The 15,464-nt window shown below is 72.3% G+C and carries 16 protein-coding genes; 4 read left to right on the top strand and 12 right to left on the bottom strand.

Annotated features, from left to right (window positions below):
- Positions 1-5: 5 nt before the first annotated feature.
- The 5 genes from ACWDX6_RS18900 to ACWDX6_RS18920 form a co-directional block, all read right to left on the bottom strand.
- Entirely contained in the window at positions 6-998 is a 993-nt protein-coding gene (locus ACWDX6_RS18900) for a 2-hydroxyacid dehydrogenase (RefSeq protein WP_451486027.1), read from the bottom strand.
- A 112-nt stretch (positions 999-1,110) separates the two neighbouring features.
- Entirely contained in the window at positions 1,111-2,139 is a 1,029-nt protein-coding gene (locus ACWDX6_RS18905) for a 6-phosphofructokinase (protein WP_451486028.1), read from the bottom strand.
- 102 nt (positions 2,140-2,241) lie between these two features.
- The gene (locus ACWDX6_RS18910; protein ID WP_451486029.1) at positions 2,242-2,952 is read right to left on the bottom strand and encodes a response regulator; all 711 of its coding nucleotides are present in this window, start codon (positions 2,950-2,952) and stop codon (positions 2,242-2,244) included.
- Positions 2,953-2,960: 8 nt separating this feature from the next.
- Positions 2,961-4,184, bottom strand: a complete 1,224-nt coding sequence (macS, locus tag ACWDX6_RS18915) for a MacS family sensor histidine kinase (RefSeq protein WP_451486030.1) — start codon at positions 4,182-4,184, stop codon at positions 2,961-2,963.
- 35 nt (positions 4,185-4,219) lie between these two features.
- On the bottom strand, positions 4,220-4,966 hold the full coding sequence (locus ACWDX6_RS18920) for a lysophospholipid acyltransferase family protein (protein ID WP_451486031.1): 747 nt from the start codon (positions 4,964-4,966) through the stop codon (positions 4,220-4,222).
- Between the two features lie 199 nt (positions 4,967-5,165).
- Between ACWDX6_RS18920 and ACWDX6_RS18925 the strand changes: the two genes are divergently transcribed.
- Both ACWDX6_RS18925 and ACWDX6_RS18930 read left to right on the top strand, forming a co-directional pair.
- On the top strand, positions 5,166-5,948 hold the full coding sequence (locus ACWDX6_RS18925) for an alpha/beta hydrolase (protein ID WP_451486032.1): 783 nt from the start codon (positions 5,166-5,168) through the stop codon (positions 5,946-5,948).
- On the top strand, positions 5,941-6,579 hold the full coding sequence (locus ACWDX6_RS18930) for a hypothetical protein (RefSeq protein WP_451486033.1): 639 nt from the start codon (positions 5,941-5,943) through the stop codon (positions 6,577-6,579). The genes ACWDX6_RS18925 and ACWDX6_RS18930 overlap by 8 nt, the downstream gene beginning before the upstream one ends.
- Positions 6,580-6,633: 54 nt before the next feature.
- On the opposite strand, the gene ACWDX6_RS18935 is transcribed toward ACWDX6_RS18930, so the two are convergent.
- The 6 genes from ACWDX6_RS18935 to ACWDX6_RS18960 form a co-directional block, all read right to left on the bottom strand.
- Positions 6,634-7,377, bottom strand: a complete 744-nt coding sequence (locus ACWDX6_RS18935) for an endonuclease/exonuclease/phosphatase family protein (protein WP_451486059.1) — start codon at positions 7,375-7,377, stop codon at positions 6,634-6,636.
- A gap of 110 nt (positions 7,378-7,487) precedes the next feature.
- Complete coding sequence (locus ACWDX6_RS18940; protein WP_403289268.1) at positions 7,488-8,429, bottom strand: ROK family glucokinase; 942 nt, start codon at positions 8,427-8,429, stop codon at positions 7,488-7,490.
- 66 nt (positions 8,430-8,495) lie between these two features.
- On the bottom strand, positions 8,496-8,957 hold the full coding sequence (locus ACWDX6_RS18945) for a DUF5304 domain-containing protein (RefSeq protein ID WP_451486034.1): 462 nt from the start codon (positions 8,955-8,957) through the stop codon (positions 8,496-8,498).
- Between the two features lie 53 nt (positions 8,958-9,010).
- A complete protein-coding gene (locus tag ACWDX6_RS18950) occupies positions 9,011-10,147 on the bottom strand; it encodes an ArsA family ATPase (protein WP_451486035.1) in 1,137 nt (378 codons plus the stop codon).
- A 68-nt stretch (positions 10,148-10,215) separates the two neighbouring features.
- On the bottom strand, positions 10,216-10,659 hold the full coding sequence (locus ACWDX6_RS18955) for an SRPBCC family protein (protein WP_403289265.1): 444 nt from the start codon (positions 10,657-10,659) through the stop codon (positions 10,216-10,218).
- A gap of 88 nt (positions 10,660-10,747) precedes the next feature.
- Positions 10,748-11,524, bottom strand: coding sequence for a metallophosphoesterase family protein (locus ACWDX6_RS18960; protein ID WP_451486036.1), 777 nt, complete (start codon positions 11,522-11,524; stop codon positions 10,748-10,750).
- 255 nt (positions 11,525-11,779) lie between these two features.
- On the opposite strand from ACWDX6_RS18960, the gene ACWDX6_RS18965 reads away from it, so the two are divergent.
- The gene (locus ACWDX6_RS18965) at positions 11,780-13,576 is read left to right on the top strand and encodes an AMP-dependent synthetase/ligase (RefSeq protein WP_451486037.1); all 1,797 of its coding nucleotides are present in this window, start codon (positions 11,780-11,782) and stop codon (positions 13,574-13,576) included.
- Between the two features lie 118 nt (positions 13,577-13,694).
- Entirely contained in the window at positions 13,695-14,246 is a 552-nt protein-coding gene (locus ACWDX6_RS18970) for a hypothetical protein (RefSeq protein ID WP_451486038.1), read from the top strand.
- 43 nt (positions 14,247-14,289) lie between these two features.
- Here the strand turns inward: ACWDX6_RS18970 and ACWDX6_RS18975 are convergent, their stop codons facing one another.
- Entirely contained in the window at positions 14,290-15,432 is a 1,143-nt protein-coding gene (locus ACWDX6_RS18975) for a glycosyltransferase family 4 protein (RefSeq protein WP_451486039.1), read from the bottom strand.
- Positions 15,433-15,464: the final 32 nt, after the last annotated feature.

The raw sequence follows: 15,464 nt of genomic DNA on the forward strand, positions 1-15,464 counted from the left end.
GCCGATCAGGCCGGGACCAGGACGTTCTCGCCGCGTCGGCCCGCGAGGTGGTCGAGGACGTTCTGGAGGGTGGTGTCGATGATCTGTCCGACCGCGTCGGCCGTGTAGTAGGCCTGGTGGGAGGTGACCACGACGTTGGGGAAGGTCACGAGGCGGGCCAGGGTGTCGTCCTCGACGACCTCCAGGGACTTGTCGAGGAAGAAGAGCCCGGCCTCCGCCTCGTACACGTCGAGTCCGACACCGGTGAAGCGGCCCGCGCGGAGCTCGGCGACCAGGGCCTCGGTGTCGATGAGGCCGCCGCGGCTGGTGTTCACCAGGATGGCGTCGTCCTTCATCGTCCTGAGGGCGGCGGCGTCGATGAGGCGCCGGGTGGCCGGGAGCAGCGGTACGTGCAGGCTGATCAGGTCGGACTCGGCGAGGAGCCGCTCCTTCTCGACGTACGTCATGCCGAGTTCGGCGCAGGCCGGGTCGGGGGCGACGTCCCAGCCGAGCAGGTTCATGCCGAAGCCGTGGGCGATCCGGGTGAACGCCTGGCCGATCTTGCCGGTGCCGAGGACGCCGACCGTGCGGCCGCGCAGGTCGCGCCCCATGAGGCCGTCGAGCCGGAAGTCGAAGTCGCGGGTCCGGTTCGAGGCGCGGACGATCCGCCGGTTGACCGCCATGGCCAGCGTCCAGGCGAACTCGGCGACGGAGTACGGGGAGTAGGACGACACCCGGGCGACCGTGAGCCCGAGCCGCTCGGCGACGTCGAGGTCGATGTTGTTGAAGCCGGTGGAGCGCTGGGCGATCATCCTCGTCCCGCCGTCGGCGAGGATGCGCAGGACACGGGCGCCGAGGTCGGCGTTGACGCTGGAGGACACGATCGGATGGCCGGCCGCGATGGGGGCGGTGTCCTCGGTGAGGAAGACGTCCAGACAGCGGATGTCGTGGTGCCCGTGGAAAGCCTTCTCGAGCAGCGGCTTCTCGTCCGCCTGCACACCGAACGCCAGGATCTCCAAGGAGCCCCTCCGGGGGTTCTGCCGGATTTGTCTCGTACCCGGCGAATATACGACTCCCGGAGGCGCGTCGCGTGCCGTCCCGCTTCCGGCCGGAGGTCCCGGCCGGAGCGTCTCAGCCGAAGAAGACCCCCACCTCCGCGTAGAGCGCCGGGTCGACCGTCTTGAGGCGGGCCGTGGCCTGCGCGATCGGGACGCGGACGATGTCGGTGCCGCGCAGGGCGACCATCTTCCCGAAGTCACCGTCGCGCACCGCGTCGATGGCGTGCAGACCGAACCGGGTGGCGAGCCAGCGGTCGAAGGCGCTCGGCGTGCCGCCCCGCTGCACATGGCCGAGGACGGTGGTCCTGGCCTCCTTTCCGGTCCGCCGCTCGATCTCCTTGGCGAGCCACTCCCCCACACCCGAGAGCCGGACATGCCCGTACGAGTCGAGCGTCCCGTCCTTGAGGACCATGTCCCCGTCCCGGGGCATCGCCCCCTCGGCGACGACCACTATCGGGGCGTACGTGGCCTTGAAGCGCGAGGTGACCCAGGCGCAGACCTGGTCGAGGTCGAAGCGCTGCTCGGGGATGAGGATGACGTTGGCGCCGCCGGCCAGGCCGGAGTGGAGGGCGATCCAGCCGGCGTGCCGGCCCATGACCTCCACCACCAGGACCCGCATATGGGACTCGGCGGTGGTGTGGAGACGGTCGATGGCCTCGGTGGCGATACCGACGGCGGTGTCGAAGCCGAAGGTGTAGTCGGTGGCGGAGAGGTCGTTGTCGATGGTCTTGGGCACGCCGACGCAGGGGACGCCGTACTCGTCGACCAGTCGGGCGGCGACGCCGAGGGTGTCCTCGCCGCCGATCGCGATCAACGCGTCGACCTCGGACTTGGCGAGGTTCTCCTTGATACGGCGGATGCCGTTCTCCACCGTCAGGGGGTTGGTGCGCGAGGAGCCGAGGATGGTCCCGCCGCGCGGCAGGATGCCGCGGACGGCGGGGATGTCGAGCGGGACGGTGTGGCCCTCCAGCGGTCCGCGCCAGCCGTCGCGGAAGCCGGTGAAGTCGTAGCCGTACTCCTGGACTCCTTTGCGGACGATGCCGCGGATGACCGCGTTGAGACCGGGGCAGTCGCCTCCCCCGGTCAGTACGCCGACGCGCATGGAGGTCTCCTTCGCCGTGGCGGACGGGATGCGAGACCCACGCTAATGGTGACGTGGGTCACTCCGACACGGCGTGACGGGCCAAACGCGCGTGGATCCCCGTCAGGCGTCGTCGAGGCCGCGCTCGATGGCGTACCGGACGAGCTCCACCCGGTTGTGCAGCTGGAGCTTGCCGAGCGTGTTCTGCACGTGGTTCTGCACGGTGCGGTGCGAGATGACCAGGCGCTCGGCGATCTGCTTGTAGCTCAGCCCCTTGGCGACGAGGCGCAGGACCTCGGTCTCGCGCTCGGTCAGCTGCGGGGCCTTCGGCTCGTCGGCCCCGGCGGCCGGGGCCGGTTCGGAGGCGAGGCGGCGGTACTCGCCGAGGACCAGGCCCGCGAGGCCGGGGGTGAAGACCGGGTCGCCGACGGCGGTGCGGCGCACCGCGTCGATCAGCTCGGCGGTGCTGGCGGACTTGAGGAGATAGCCGGTGGCACCGGACTTGACCGCCTCCAGGACGTCGGCGTGCTCGCCGCTCGCGGAGAGGACCAGGACCCGCAGCTGGGGGTCGGCGCCGACCAGCTCCTTGCAGACCTGGACGCCGGGCTTGGCCGGCAGGTTGAGGTCGAGGACGAGGACGTCCGGGCTCACCGCCTTGGCGCGGCGCACCGCCTGCTCGCCGTCGCCGGCCGTGGCGACCACGTCCAGGCCCGCCTCGGCGAGGTCGCGTGCGACCGCGTCCCGCCACATCGGATGGTCGTCCACGACCATCACCCTGACCGGTCCGGCCGTCCGCCGCTCTTCCACCTGCGCTGCCGCCTGCTCTTCGCTCATGGGTCCGTTCACCTTCCCCCGTGCGTCCCGCGCTCCCGCGGGACCTTCAACTCGACTTCCGTGCCCTGACCGGGGACCGAGATCAGTTCGGCCGTGCCGCCCAGATCCCGCAGTCTCCCCCGGATGGACAGGGCGACGCCCATCCGGCCCTCGCCCTCGGCCTGCGCGAGCCGCCCCTCCGGGATACCGGGACCGTCGTCCCGCACCGTCACGACCACCTCGTCCGGCCAGTCCTCGACCAGGATCCACGCCCGCGCGTCCGCACCCGCGTGCACCCGGACATTGTCCAGGGCGGCACCGACAGCGGCGGCCAGTTCGCGGGCCGCGGCCGGCGGAAGCAGGACCGGGGCGCCCGGGTCGGAGAGCGTGACCCGCGCTCCGGCGCGGGGGGCGAGGAGCGTCCGCAGATCGACCGGTGAGTCCGCCGCGTCGTCGAGGTCGTCCGGCTCGTCGACGAACCGGACCACCGCCCCCTCGGACTCGTCCTCGGAGACCAGGGACGGCCGGGTCAGCCCGCCGGCGACCAGGGTGCGCAGGGCGACCTCCTGTTCGCCCGCCATCCGGCCCAGCTCGGCGGCCTCGCCGCCGAGCGCCGTGCCCCGCCGCTGCACCATCGCGAGGACCTGGAGCACGCTGTCGTGGATGTCCCGGGCCAGCCGCTCGCGCTCGCGGGTCGCGGCCTCGATCTCCAGGGCGCGGGCGAGGGTGCGCTCCGAGGCGCGGGCGACCTCGACGACGTACCCGATGGCGATGGAGGCCACCCACACCAGAAGCACGTTGTGGAGGGTGTCGCGGCTCGGGTGACCGCGCTCGACGAGGTTGGCGACGGCCACCAGCGAGGAGGCGAAGCCGGCCCAGCGCCAGCCGCCCTTGATCGCGTACGCCAGGACGGCTCCGGCCGTCCATATCGACGGCAGCGTGGGGCCGTCGACGGTCCGGGCCTGCGCGTCGGCCAGCGGGGTGAGCAGGATGCCGGTGAGTGCGACCGTGAGGTCGGCGACCAGGAAGCGCCTGGTGCAGCTGGCCGCGTTGGCCACCTTGGGGAGGGTGGCCAGGTTCCAGACGCACAGGACGGCGAGGAAGGCGACGGCCACCCACGGCCGTTCGTAGCGGTCCCGGGAGAAGACGAAGAGCAGGACCGCGTAGATCATCGTCAGGACGCGGTACGCCGTGAGCGCGCGCCACAGCGGCTGCTCGACCGACATCCGCACGACACGCTCGCGCTTGGCCATCTCCCCCACCCCCGGGCGCTCCTCCCCCGCAGGGGTCAGGCGCCGGACTCTTCCCGTGCCGCGATCTCGGCCCTGACGGCCTCCTTGGCGGCCTTCTCCGCCTCGGCGATCTGGCGCTTGGCGGCCGTCGCGTAGATGTCGACGTACTCCTGGCCGGAGAGCTTCATGATCTCGTACATGACCTCGTCGGTCACCGAGCGGAGGATGAAGCGGTCCCCCTCCATGCCCTGGTAGCGGCTGAAGTCCAGCGGCTTGCCGATCCGGATCCCCGGGCGCATCAGCTTGGGGACGACCTTGCCGGGGGGCTGGATCTTCTCGGTGTCGATCATGGCGACCGGGATCACGGGCGCGCCGGTGGCGAGCGCCACGCGCGCGAGGCCGCCCGGCTTGCCGCGGTAGAGCCGGCCGTCGGGGGAGCGGGTGCCCTCGGGGTAGATCCCGAAGAGTCCGCCCTTCTCGATGACCTCGATACCGGCCTTGATCGCCGCCTCGCCCGCGCCGCGCGCTCCGGAGCGGTCCACCGGGAGCTGGCCGACGCCCTTGAAGAAGGCGGCGGTGAGCTTGCCCTTCACGCCGGGCGAGGTGAAGTACTCGGCCTTGGCGATGAAGGTGACCTTGCGGTCGAGGACTGCGGGCAGGAAGAAGGAGTCCGAGAACGACAGATGGTTGCTCGCGAGGATCGCCGGCCCCTCGGCGGGAATGTTCTCGAGGCCCTCCACCCACGGCCTGAAGGCGAGCTTCAGCGACCCTCCGATGGAGAACTTCATTGCGCCGTAGATCAACTCGAGTACCTTCCGTGTGCCGTCGGAAAGACCTTATCCCGCCGTGTCCCGCACTCCCGCGCCGGAGCGGCCCACGGCGGGGCACCTTCGTGGATACGGACCTGGTCGGTGTCGGTCCGGTCGCGTACGGTGAAGGTCCTTCCCTCTTTGTCGTCGCTTCGTCGAATCCCGAAGCCGAACCCACGAACAGGAGACCCCGGTGCCGGTCCTTCCCGGAGCCGAGCCGTACCGCCATGAGGGCGGAGAGGTCGGCGTCCTTCTCTGTCACGGCTTCACCGGCTCCCCGCAGTCGCTGCGCCCCTGGGCCGAGTACCTCGCCGAGCGCGGACTGACGGTGTCGCTGCCCCTGCTGCCCGGGCACGGCACCCGCTGGGAGGACATGCAGCTCACCACCTGGCAGGACTGGTACGCCGAGGTCGACCGGGCGCTGCGGGAGCTGCTCGCGCGGTGCGAGCGGGTCTTCGTCTTCGGTCTGTCCATGGGCGGGGCGCTGGCGCTGCGGCTCGCGGCGAGGCACGGGGACGCGGTGCGGGGCCTCGTCCTGGTCAACCCCGGCAACAAGGTGCACGGGGTGGCGGCGCACGCGCTGCCGGTGGTCCGCCACTTCGTCCGTACGACGAACGGCATCGCCAGCGACATCGCCAAGGAGGGCGTGGTCGAGATCGGGTACGACAAGGTGCCGCTGCACGCGGCTCACTCGCTGCGGAGGTTCTTCCGCACGGTGGACGCCGAGCTGCCGCAGGTCACCCAGCCGCTGGTGCTGTTGCACAGCCCTCGGGACCATGTGGTCCCGCCGGCGGACTCGGCGCGCATCCTCAGCCGGGTCTCGTCGACGGACGTGACGGAGATCCTGCTGGAACAGAGCTACCACGTGGCGACGTTGGACCACGACGCGGAGCGGATCTTCGAGGAGAGCTGGGCGTTCATCGGCCGGCTCGCTCCGGACGCGGTCGGGGAGAAGGGGAGCAGGAGCGGTGGCTGAGCAGCAGGACGGGGAGCGCGAGCCGCAGCCCATCGACGAGGAGGCCGCCTGGGCGGCGATCGTCGCCGGGTACGGCGAGGAGCCGGCGGACCCTCCGGGGTCGAGGCCCTTCAGATCGGTGGAGGACTTGGCGCTTCCCGAGCTCGTGGAGGACGGGAACGCCGACGACGGCGACGATGACGAGGACGACGGGGACGGCGGCGAGGACGGCGAGGACGAGGATCCGGAGAAGCCGGCCCTCGGCAGCTCGATCGTCTTCGCGCCCGGTGTGAGCGTGGGCGGTGGCCCGCGCGACTACCGGCTCGCCGATCCGGACGAGAAGCCGGAGCAGGGCCGCTCCGACGGCGGGTCGGGCAGCTCCGGCGAGGACGACGACGAGGGCCACTTCGTGCCCCCGGAGCCGCCTCCGCTGCCGGAGGCGGACGCGACGACGAAGTTCGCGTGGCTGGGCGTGGTGGGCGGCCCGGTGCTGATGCTGGTGGCGGTGCTGTTCCGGTGGGACATGACGTGGTGGCTGACGACGCTGTGCGTGGGCGGCTTCCTCGGCGGCTTCGCGACGCTGGTGGCCCGGATGGAGCACGACGACGACGAGGACGGCCACGACGACCCGGGCCGGGGCGCCGTGGTGTGACCGGGTCCGCCCGGGGCGCGGCGCGGTGGTGTGACGGGGTCCGGCGGGCCGGGCTCAGCTCGCCGGGATCCTGACCGCCGCGAGGACGGGCAGGTGGTCCGTCGCCGCTCGGAGGTCGGCCTCCGGGAGGTCCGTCGGGACGCCGCAGCCGAGGAACTCCACGCCCGGGGTCGCGAGGATCGCGTCGATGCGCTGGTGCGGGTCGGCCGGTGTCGAGGTGTACTCGCCGCCCCAGGGGCTGACCGCCCAGCCGTCCCGCAGCTCCTTCGCAAGGCGCGTGAAACTCCGCCCGTCCGGGCGCTCGTTGAGGTCCCCGGCGACGATCGTGTGTGGGGCGCCCATGGCAGCGACCTGTTCCAGAAGCATCCCGCACTGCGCGTACCGCTCGGACTCCCGCAGGCTCAGGTGGCAGCTGATCAGCCCGACCCTGGCCCGCGCGAACCGTACGACCGCCGTCGCGAAGCCGCGGCGGTGCAGGCCGGGGGTGAGCGGCAGCAGGACGTCCTCGGTGCGTTCCACGGTGGCGCGCAGCGAGCACATCAGCAGCGGTCCGGCGGCGGTGGCGCCGCCGGTCAGCACATAGAGCTCGCTCTTGGCGGCGAGCCGGGCGGCGTGCTTGCGCCAGCGGAAGAACCGCGGCGCCTCCTGGACGAAGACGAGGTCCGGGGCGCAGGCCCGGATCACCCGGGCGAGGGCGTCCTCGTCGTCCCGCTGGGAGCGGACGTTGTAGCTCAGCACCCGGACGACGGCCGAACCGTCCGCCTCGGTGCGGGAGTTGGGCAGCTCACTGATCGCCATGTCCTGCAACACCATGTCCTGCAACATACGACAACCGCCCGCCGTGCCCCGGAGGGCGCGGCGGGCGGAGTCGTGGCGAACCAGGCTGTGTCTGGAGCGCCGGGCCGGTGTCAGCCCTGGCGGGCCAGGTCGGCGGCCCCGACCAGGCCGGCCTTGCCGCCGAGCTGGGCCGCGAGGACCTGCGCGTGCGGACGGTACCGGCCGCCGATCAGCCAGCGCCGGAAGGACTTGCGGATCGGGTCGAGCACCAGCTCGCCCTCGTCCGAGACGCCACCGCCCACGATGAACGCCGACGGGTCGAACAGCGACGCCAGGTCCGCGAGGCCGGCGCCCGCCCAGCGGGCCAGCTCCCGGAAGGAGTCCACGGCCACCGGGCAGCCCTGCCGCGCGGCGGCGCTGACGTGCTTGCCCTGGATGCCCTCGGGGGTGCCGTCGCCGAGCCCCAGCAGGATCGCGGCGTTCTCCGGGGTGGCGTTGGCGCGCTGCTTGGCGTACCGGACGAGGGCGCGCCCGGAGGCGTACTGCTCCCAGCAGCCCTGGCTGCCGCAGCCGCACAGCAGGCCGTCCGGGACGACCCGGATGTGCCCGAACTCCGCCGCCACGCCGAAGCGTCCGCGGCGCAGCTTGTTGCCGATGATGATGCCGCCGCCGAGACCGGTGCCGAGGGTGATGCAGATGACGTCCTCGTGGCCCTGCCCCGCGCCGAAGCGGTACTCGCCCCAGGCGGCCGCGTTCGCGTCGTTCTCGACGACGACCGGCAGGCCGACCCGCTGCTCGACCTTGTCCTTCAGCGGCTCGTGCCGCCAGTCGATGTTGGGCGCGAAGAGGACGGTGGCGCGCTTGTCGTCGACGTAGCCGGCGGCACCGATGCCGACGGCCTCGATCTGGTGGCCCTTGCCGGCCTCGGACACCGCGGCGCAGATCGCGTCGACGATGCCTTCGGGGGTCGGCGGGGTGGGCACCTTGTGCGTGTCGAGGATGTTGCCCTCCTCGTCGACCACGCCGGCCGCGATCTTCGTGCCGCCGATGTCGACGCCGATGGTGAGTCCCATGTGTCCCTCAGTTTTCGGTCGAGCCCCGCTAAGGCCAACCGTACCCGAGGGGGGCGACCCTCCCGGTCAGTCGAGGTCGATGTGCTGTCCCGTTCCGGGGCCTTCGTCACGCGGATCGTCGGGGCGGTCGGCAGGCGGCGCGGTCCGCGGGTCGTCGCGTTCCGGGCGGGTCTCGTCGCGCGTCCAGCGGGTCTCGTGGCCCTCGACCGCCGAGCGGTACGCGGCGAGCAGTTCGCCGCCCGCCGCCGCGAGGTGGTCGAAGACCTGCGGGTTCCGTTCGATGACGGGCTCGACGGCGGCCTTCGCCTGGCTGACGAGCTGCTGCACGGTCTGCTGGACGGCCCCCTGAGCGGCCGTTCCCGTCAGCGGGCCCCGCAGCGAGGAGACCTTGTCGGCGACCGCGTCGAAGAGCTTGCGGAACTCCTCCGCGGCCGATCCGGGCTCGGCGCCGGCGGCCGCACGGCGGCGGGCCTTCTCGGCCTCCAGGTCCTCGGCGCACGCCTTGGCCCAGGCATCCGAATCGCTCATGGCGTACTCCTTAGGGCTTCTACCGTCGACGGTACACGGCGTCGCGGCCTCCGTTACGACGTCTTCGGCCAGAGGCCGGGGTCCGGGGTGAAGCGGAGCCTGAGATCGCCGTCGACGAGGCCGGCGCCGGAGACGGCGCACCGGCGCAGGACGGGCGGCAGCGGGACGTTGCGGCGGAACGGTCCGACGGTGAGGAGCAGTTCGTCGCCGCGGCGGACCAGGGAGAGCTCGTCCTTGACGGCGCCGGGCAGGGGAAGGTGCCAGACGAGGATGCCGTCCTCGTCCCGGCGGTCCTCGACGGTCCACTCGGGCGCGGGGGGTGCGGGTTTCTCGTCGACGGCGAGGAGGGCGAGGTCCTCGGGGCCGCGGAGGTCCCGGCCGAGGTGCGGGAGGGCGTGCACCGCTCCGTCGTACGCGGTGCGCAGCCGGTCCAGGTGCCGGTGCTGCTGGGCGGTCAGCGCGGCGAACCAGGGGTCGGGGGAGGCGGCCGGGAGCAGTCGGTTGGCGACGACCGTGTCGAGGGCGAGGCCGTGGAGCGCGAGGCCGAGCCGGGCGGTGCGCAACGCGTCGAGGGCGGCGGGGCCCGGTTCGACGACCAGGCGGACGGTGGTGTCCGGGGCGTCGACCACGGCCTGGACGGCGGCGAGCTCGGCCTCCCAGCGGGCGGTGGTCTCGTACAGCCACTGGGCGGGCATGGGGACGCCGGCGAGCTGGGCGAGCATGGGGCGCAGCGCGCGGGCGGCCTGGCGCTCGGCCGGCAGCAGTCGGCGCAGATAGCGGCGGAGCTGCTCGGGCAGGGCGAGGACGGCGAGGGCGTCGAGGAGCGGCGGCATGTCGACGACGACCAGGTCCCGGTCGCCGGCGGCGGCGTCGCGCAGGGCGCGCAGGAGGGCGAACTGGTGGCTGCCGGGCAGCTCGGTCAGCTCGGCGTCCTCCAGGGGGGCGGCGCCGAGGAGGTCGAGGGCGGTGGCGGAGCGGGCCTGGAGGTCGAGGAACTCACGGCGGAAGTCGGCGGCGGGGTCGGGCCGGAGGATACGGAGCGTGCCTGGCGCGGCCGCGGCGAGCTCCTCGCCGGGCCGCTCGGACACCAGCAGGACCCGGCGTCCGGCCTTGGCCTCGGCGAGGGCGGTCGCCGAGGCGACGGTGGTACGTCCGGCGCCGCCGGGCCCGGTGACCAGGATGATCCTCATGCGGCGGAACGTTACCGCCCCCCGCCGCGGGCGCTGCCCGGTCGGCGCCGGCGACGGCGGCCGGGGGCTTACGCGCCCGATTCCACGCGCTTCTTCAGGCCCGCCAGCGCGCGGTCGATGATGACCTTCTCCGCCTTGCGCTTGATCATGCCGAGCATCGGGATCTTGACGTCGACCGTCAGCTGGTACGTCACCTCGGTGTGCTTGCCGCCGGCCGCCGGCGCCAGCCGGTAGGAGCCGTCCAGGGCGCGCAGCATCTGGGACTTGACCAGCGTCCAGGAGACCTCGTCGTCGCCGGTCCAGGTGTACGCCAGGGTGTGGTCGTCCTTGATCGCGCCCGCGTCGAGCAGCAGCCGGACCTTCTCCGCGCGGCCGGCCGCGTCCCTCTCCAGGACTTCGGCCTCCTTCACCTCGCCGGTCCACTCGGGGTAGCGGGCGAAGTCGGCGATCACACCCATGACGTCGGCCGGTGCCGCCTCGATGGTGATGCTCGAGCTGGTGTGTTCGGCCATCGCGGTGGCTCCTCCACTGTGCGGTCCGGCGGAAGTCAGGGGCACGAACGTGCCGACCGAAGGCTATCGCGCCCCCGGGACCGGACTCTCACCACTCCAGGGCCCATGGCCTGCCGGTGGCGGCGAAGTGGCCGACGTTGACGCATTCCGTCGCACCGACCCGCATCCGGCGGGCCAGCGGCTGGTGGACGTGCCCGAAGAGGGCGTAGCGCGGGCGGGTGCGGCGGATGGCGTCGAGGAGGGCGCGGCTGCCCCGTTCGAAGCGCCGGGCCACCGTGTCGTAGGTCAGCTCCGGCACGTCGGGCGGGATGTGGCTGCAGAGCACGTCGACGTCGCCGAGGGCCTCGACCTTCGCCGCGTACTCCTCGTCGGAGATCTCGTACGGGGTGCGCATCGGGGTGCGCAGGCCGCCGCCCACGAAGCCGAAGACGAGGCCGCCGAGCTCGATCCGCTCGCCGTCCAGGACGGTCGTCCCCGGGCGCGCGTACTCGGGCCACAGGCGCGGGATGTCGACGTTGCCGTAGGTGGCGTAGGTCGGGGTCGGGAAGGCGGCGAACATCTCCGCGTACTGGCGGCGGACCGCGGACTCGATGGCCGTCTCGCGGTCGACCGCCAGCTCGGACCAGAGCCGTCGTCCCAGTTCACGGGCCTCGTCGAAGCGGCGGGCGGTGCGCAGCTCCACGATCAGGTCGGCGTTGTCGACGCCGAAGAGGTCGGGGAAGATCCCGCGGCTGTGGTCGGCGTAGTCGAGGAAGAGCACCAGGTCCCCGAGGCATACCAGGGCGTCCGCCCCCTCCCCCGCCTCGGCGAGGGCACCGGCGTTCCCGTGCACATCACTGACCACATGGACTCTCGTGCGTGGCATGGACCCACCTTATGGCGTCGGACCTGCGGTTACTTCCGAGTCCGGGAAGGTGTGGACTACTGTGCGCGAAGCACCGCCACGCATGTGTGACGCACGGAACATCTGACCTGAACCCCCTATCGGGAACCCAGTACTGATGGGTAACGTCCGGGCAGTCCAGTCGTGCTCACCCCCACTGAGCACCTGCCCGATCTTGGACTTCACCGGTGCATCACACAGAGCCGTGGCGCCGGCGCCCGATGAGGAGCAGCAGTCTTGCGCGAGTTCAGCCTTCCGGCCCTGTACGAGGTCCCCACGGACGGCAATCTGACCGATCTCATCCGCCGCAACGCGTCCCAGCACCCAGATGTCGCCGTGATGGGGCGCAAGGTGGCCGGCGTCTGGACGGACGTCACCGCCCGGCAGTTCCTCGCCGAGGTGCGCGGTGCCGCGAAGGGTCTGATCGCCGCGGGTGTCGCGCCGGGCGACCGGGTGGCCCTTCTGTCCCGGACCCGTTACGAATGGGTGCTCCTGGATTTCGCGATCTGGAGCGCGGGCGCGGTGACCGTGCCGGTGTACGAGACCAGTTCGCCGGAGCAGATCCAATGGATCCTCGGCGACTCGGGCGCCTCGCTGGTCCTCGTGGAGTCCGCGGCCCACCAGGAGTCGGTGGAGTCGGTACGGGAGGGCCTGCCCGCCCTCAAGGGCGTGTGGCAGATCGAGGCGGACGCGGTGGCGCGGCTCACGGCCGCCGGCTCGGACGTCTCCGACGAACTGCTCGACGAGCGGATGTCGTCCGCGCACGCGGACGACCCGGCGACGATCGTCTACACCTCGGGCACCACGGGCCGGCCGAAGGGCTGCGTGCTGACGCACCGCGCGTTCTTCGCCGAGTGCGGCAACGTGGTGGCGCGCCTCAAGCCCCTGTTCCGTACGGGCGAGTGCTCGGTGCTGCTCTTCCTGCCCGCCGCCCACGTCTTCGGACGTCTGGTCGAGGTCGCCTCCGTGATGGCGCCGATCAAGCTGGGCTGCGTGCCGGACATCAAGAACCTCACCGACGAGCTGGCGGCCTTCCGTCCGACGCTGATCCTCGGTGTGCCGCGGGTCTTCGAGAAGGTCTACAACTCGGCCCGCGCCAAGGCGCAGGCGGACGGCAAAGGCAAGATCTTCGACAAGGCCGCGCACACGGCGATCGCGTACAGCCGCGCCATCGGCACACCGCAGGGCCCGTCGCTCGGCCTGCGGATCAAGCACAAGGTCTTCGACAAGCTGGTCTTCTCCAAGCTGCGCGCGGTCCTCGGCGGCCGCGGCGAGTTCGCCATCTCGGGCGGCGCGCCGCTGGGCGAGCGGCTCGGCCACTTCTTCCGCGGCATCGGCTTCACGGTCCTGGAGGGCTACGGCCTGACGGAGTCGTGCGCCGCGACGGCGTTCAACCCGTGGGACCGGCAGAAGATCGGCACGGTCGGGCAGCCGCTGCCGGGCTCGGTGGTGCGGATCGCCGACGACGGCGAGGTGCTGCTGCACGGCGAGCACATCTTCTCGGGCTACTGGAACAACGAGTCGGCGACGGCCGAGGCGCTGGCCGACGGCTGGTTCCACACCGGTGACATCGGCACGCTCGACGAGGACGGCTATCTCGCGATCACCGGCCGGAAGAAGGAGATCCTGGTGACGGCGGGCGGCAAGAACGTCGCCCCGGCGGTCATCGAGGACCGGATCCGGGCGCACGCGCTGGTCGCGGAGTGCATGGTGGTGGGCGACGGACGGCCGTTCGTGGGCGCGCTGGTGACCCTGGACGAGGAGTTCCTCGGCCGCTGGGCCGCCGAGCACGGCAAGCCGGCGGGCTCGACGGCGGCTACGCTTCGCGAGGACTCGGAGCTGCTCGCGGAGGTCCAGCGGGCGGTGGACGACGGCAACGCGGCGGTGTCGAAGGCGGAGTCGGTGCGGAAGTTCAGGATCCTGAACTCCCAGTTCACCGAGGAGGCCGGGCACATCACGCCGTCGCTGAAGCTGAAGCGCAACGTGGTGGCGAAGGACTTCGCCGACGAGATCGAGGCGATCTACCGCGCCTGACGGCCGTTCAGAACGCCCCTGGCCGGCCCGTGTCACGGGCCGGCCAGGGGCGTTCGCGCGGTCCCGGCGGCGTCCCGAGGCACCGAACACACCGAACACGAAGAGGAGTAGGGATCACATGCGGCTCAAGCGCACCGCCGTGCTGGGGGCGGCACTGACCGCGACGGTCACGGTCTCGGGCTGCAGCAGCAGCTGGGGAGAGGACGCCGGTCTGCCGAAGGCGGGTGACCTGGCGGGGATCGAGCGGATCGTCAGCAAGCACACGATGTGCAGCGACCTGCGCGCCGCCTCCGGGGACGGCTCGATGAACGAGGAGGCCAAGGACCCCTCCTGGGGCATAGGCGAGCGCGCGGTGTGCGGCGACGACCGCGACGACACCCTCACCCTGCTGACCGTCACCGACATGGAGAAGTTCCAGGAGGCGAACAAGAAGGCCGCGGCCCAGGGTGGCGGCGGCCGTTTCCTCGTCGGGCAGGACTTCGCGATCGTCGCGGCGGACAACGGCGTCGCGGAGAAGCTCAAGGCGTCCGGCACCCTGCTCTTCACCTGCGAGAAGGACTTCAAGATCCCGCAGGGGTACCGGCAGGAGGAGCTCCTGGTGGACGGCTGCGCGCTGACCGACTACCTGCCCGCTCAGGTCGTATCCGGCGGTGAGGGCCAGTCCGGCTGACGGCCGGGCGGTGTCACGGCGGGGGCCCTCGGCGCGGGACGCCTCAGAGCAGCTCTTCGAGCCGCTCCGCGAGCAGGTCCCAGCGCCAGCGCTCCTCGACCCACGCGCGGCCGCGTTCGCCCATGCGGGCGCGGAGTTCCGGGTCGAGGAGCAGCGTCGCGATCCGGTCCGCGGACTCCTGCGGGGCGTCGCCGCGCACGACCCAGCCGGTCTCGCCGTCGAGGACCGCGTCCGGGGCGCCGCCGGAGTCGCCGGCGACGACCGGGAGGCCGGTGGCCGAGGCCTCCAGGTAGACGATGCCGAGGCCCTCGACGTCGAGTCCGCCCCGGCGCGTGCGGCAGGGCATGGCGAAGACGTCGCCGGCTCCGTAGTGGGCCGGCAGCTCCTCCCACGCCACCGCGCCCGTGAACCGTACGGATCCGGCCACGCCGGTGCGCTCCGCGAGTCGCCGCAGATCCTTCTCGTACGGGCCGCCCCCGACGATCAGGAGCACCGCGTCCGGCACCCGGCGCAGGATCTGCGGCAGCGCCCTGATCAGCGTGTCCTGGCCCTTGCGGGGGACGAGCCGGGAGACGCAGACGACCACGGGCCGGTCGCTGAGCCCGAGCCGCGCGCGTACCGCGTCGCCGCCCGAGCCGGGGTGGAAGGTCTTCTCGTCCACGCCCGGCGGGAGCTGTGTCATCCGCCCGGCCGCCGCGGGGGTGAGCGCCGCGGCGATCCGCGAGCGCGTGTACTCGCCGAGGTACGTGATCGTGTCGGTGCCCTCGCCGATCCGCCGCAGCAGCCCGCGCGAGCCGGGCAGCTGCGCCCACCCCGCCTCGTGTCCGTGCGTCGTCGCGACCAGGCGCCGGGCCCCGGCCCTGCGCAGGGCGGGCGCCATCAGGCCGAGCGGTGCCGCGGCCCCGAACCAGACGGACTCGCAGCCGTGCTCCCGCAGCAGCGCGGTCGCCCGCGCGGTGACCCGAGGGGTCGGCAGCAGCATGGTGGTGCGATCCCGGACGACCGTGAAAGGCTGCTCCGCGTCGAACGCGGCGGTCGCCTCGATCCCCTCACGGCCGCGCTTCCACGTGGAGGCGTAGACCACGATCCGCTCGGGATCCAGGCGCAACGCCATGTTGTGCAAGAACGCCTGGATTCCACCGGGTCGTGGCGGGAAATCGTTCGTTACGATCAAGGTCTTGTACATCGTGGCCGAATGTACCGTGGCCGCGCCCCCCG

This window comes from Streptomyces sp. NPDC003027, assembly GCF_053591435.1.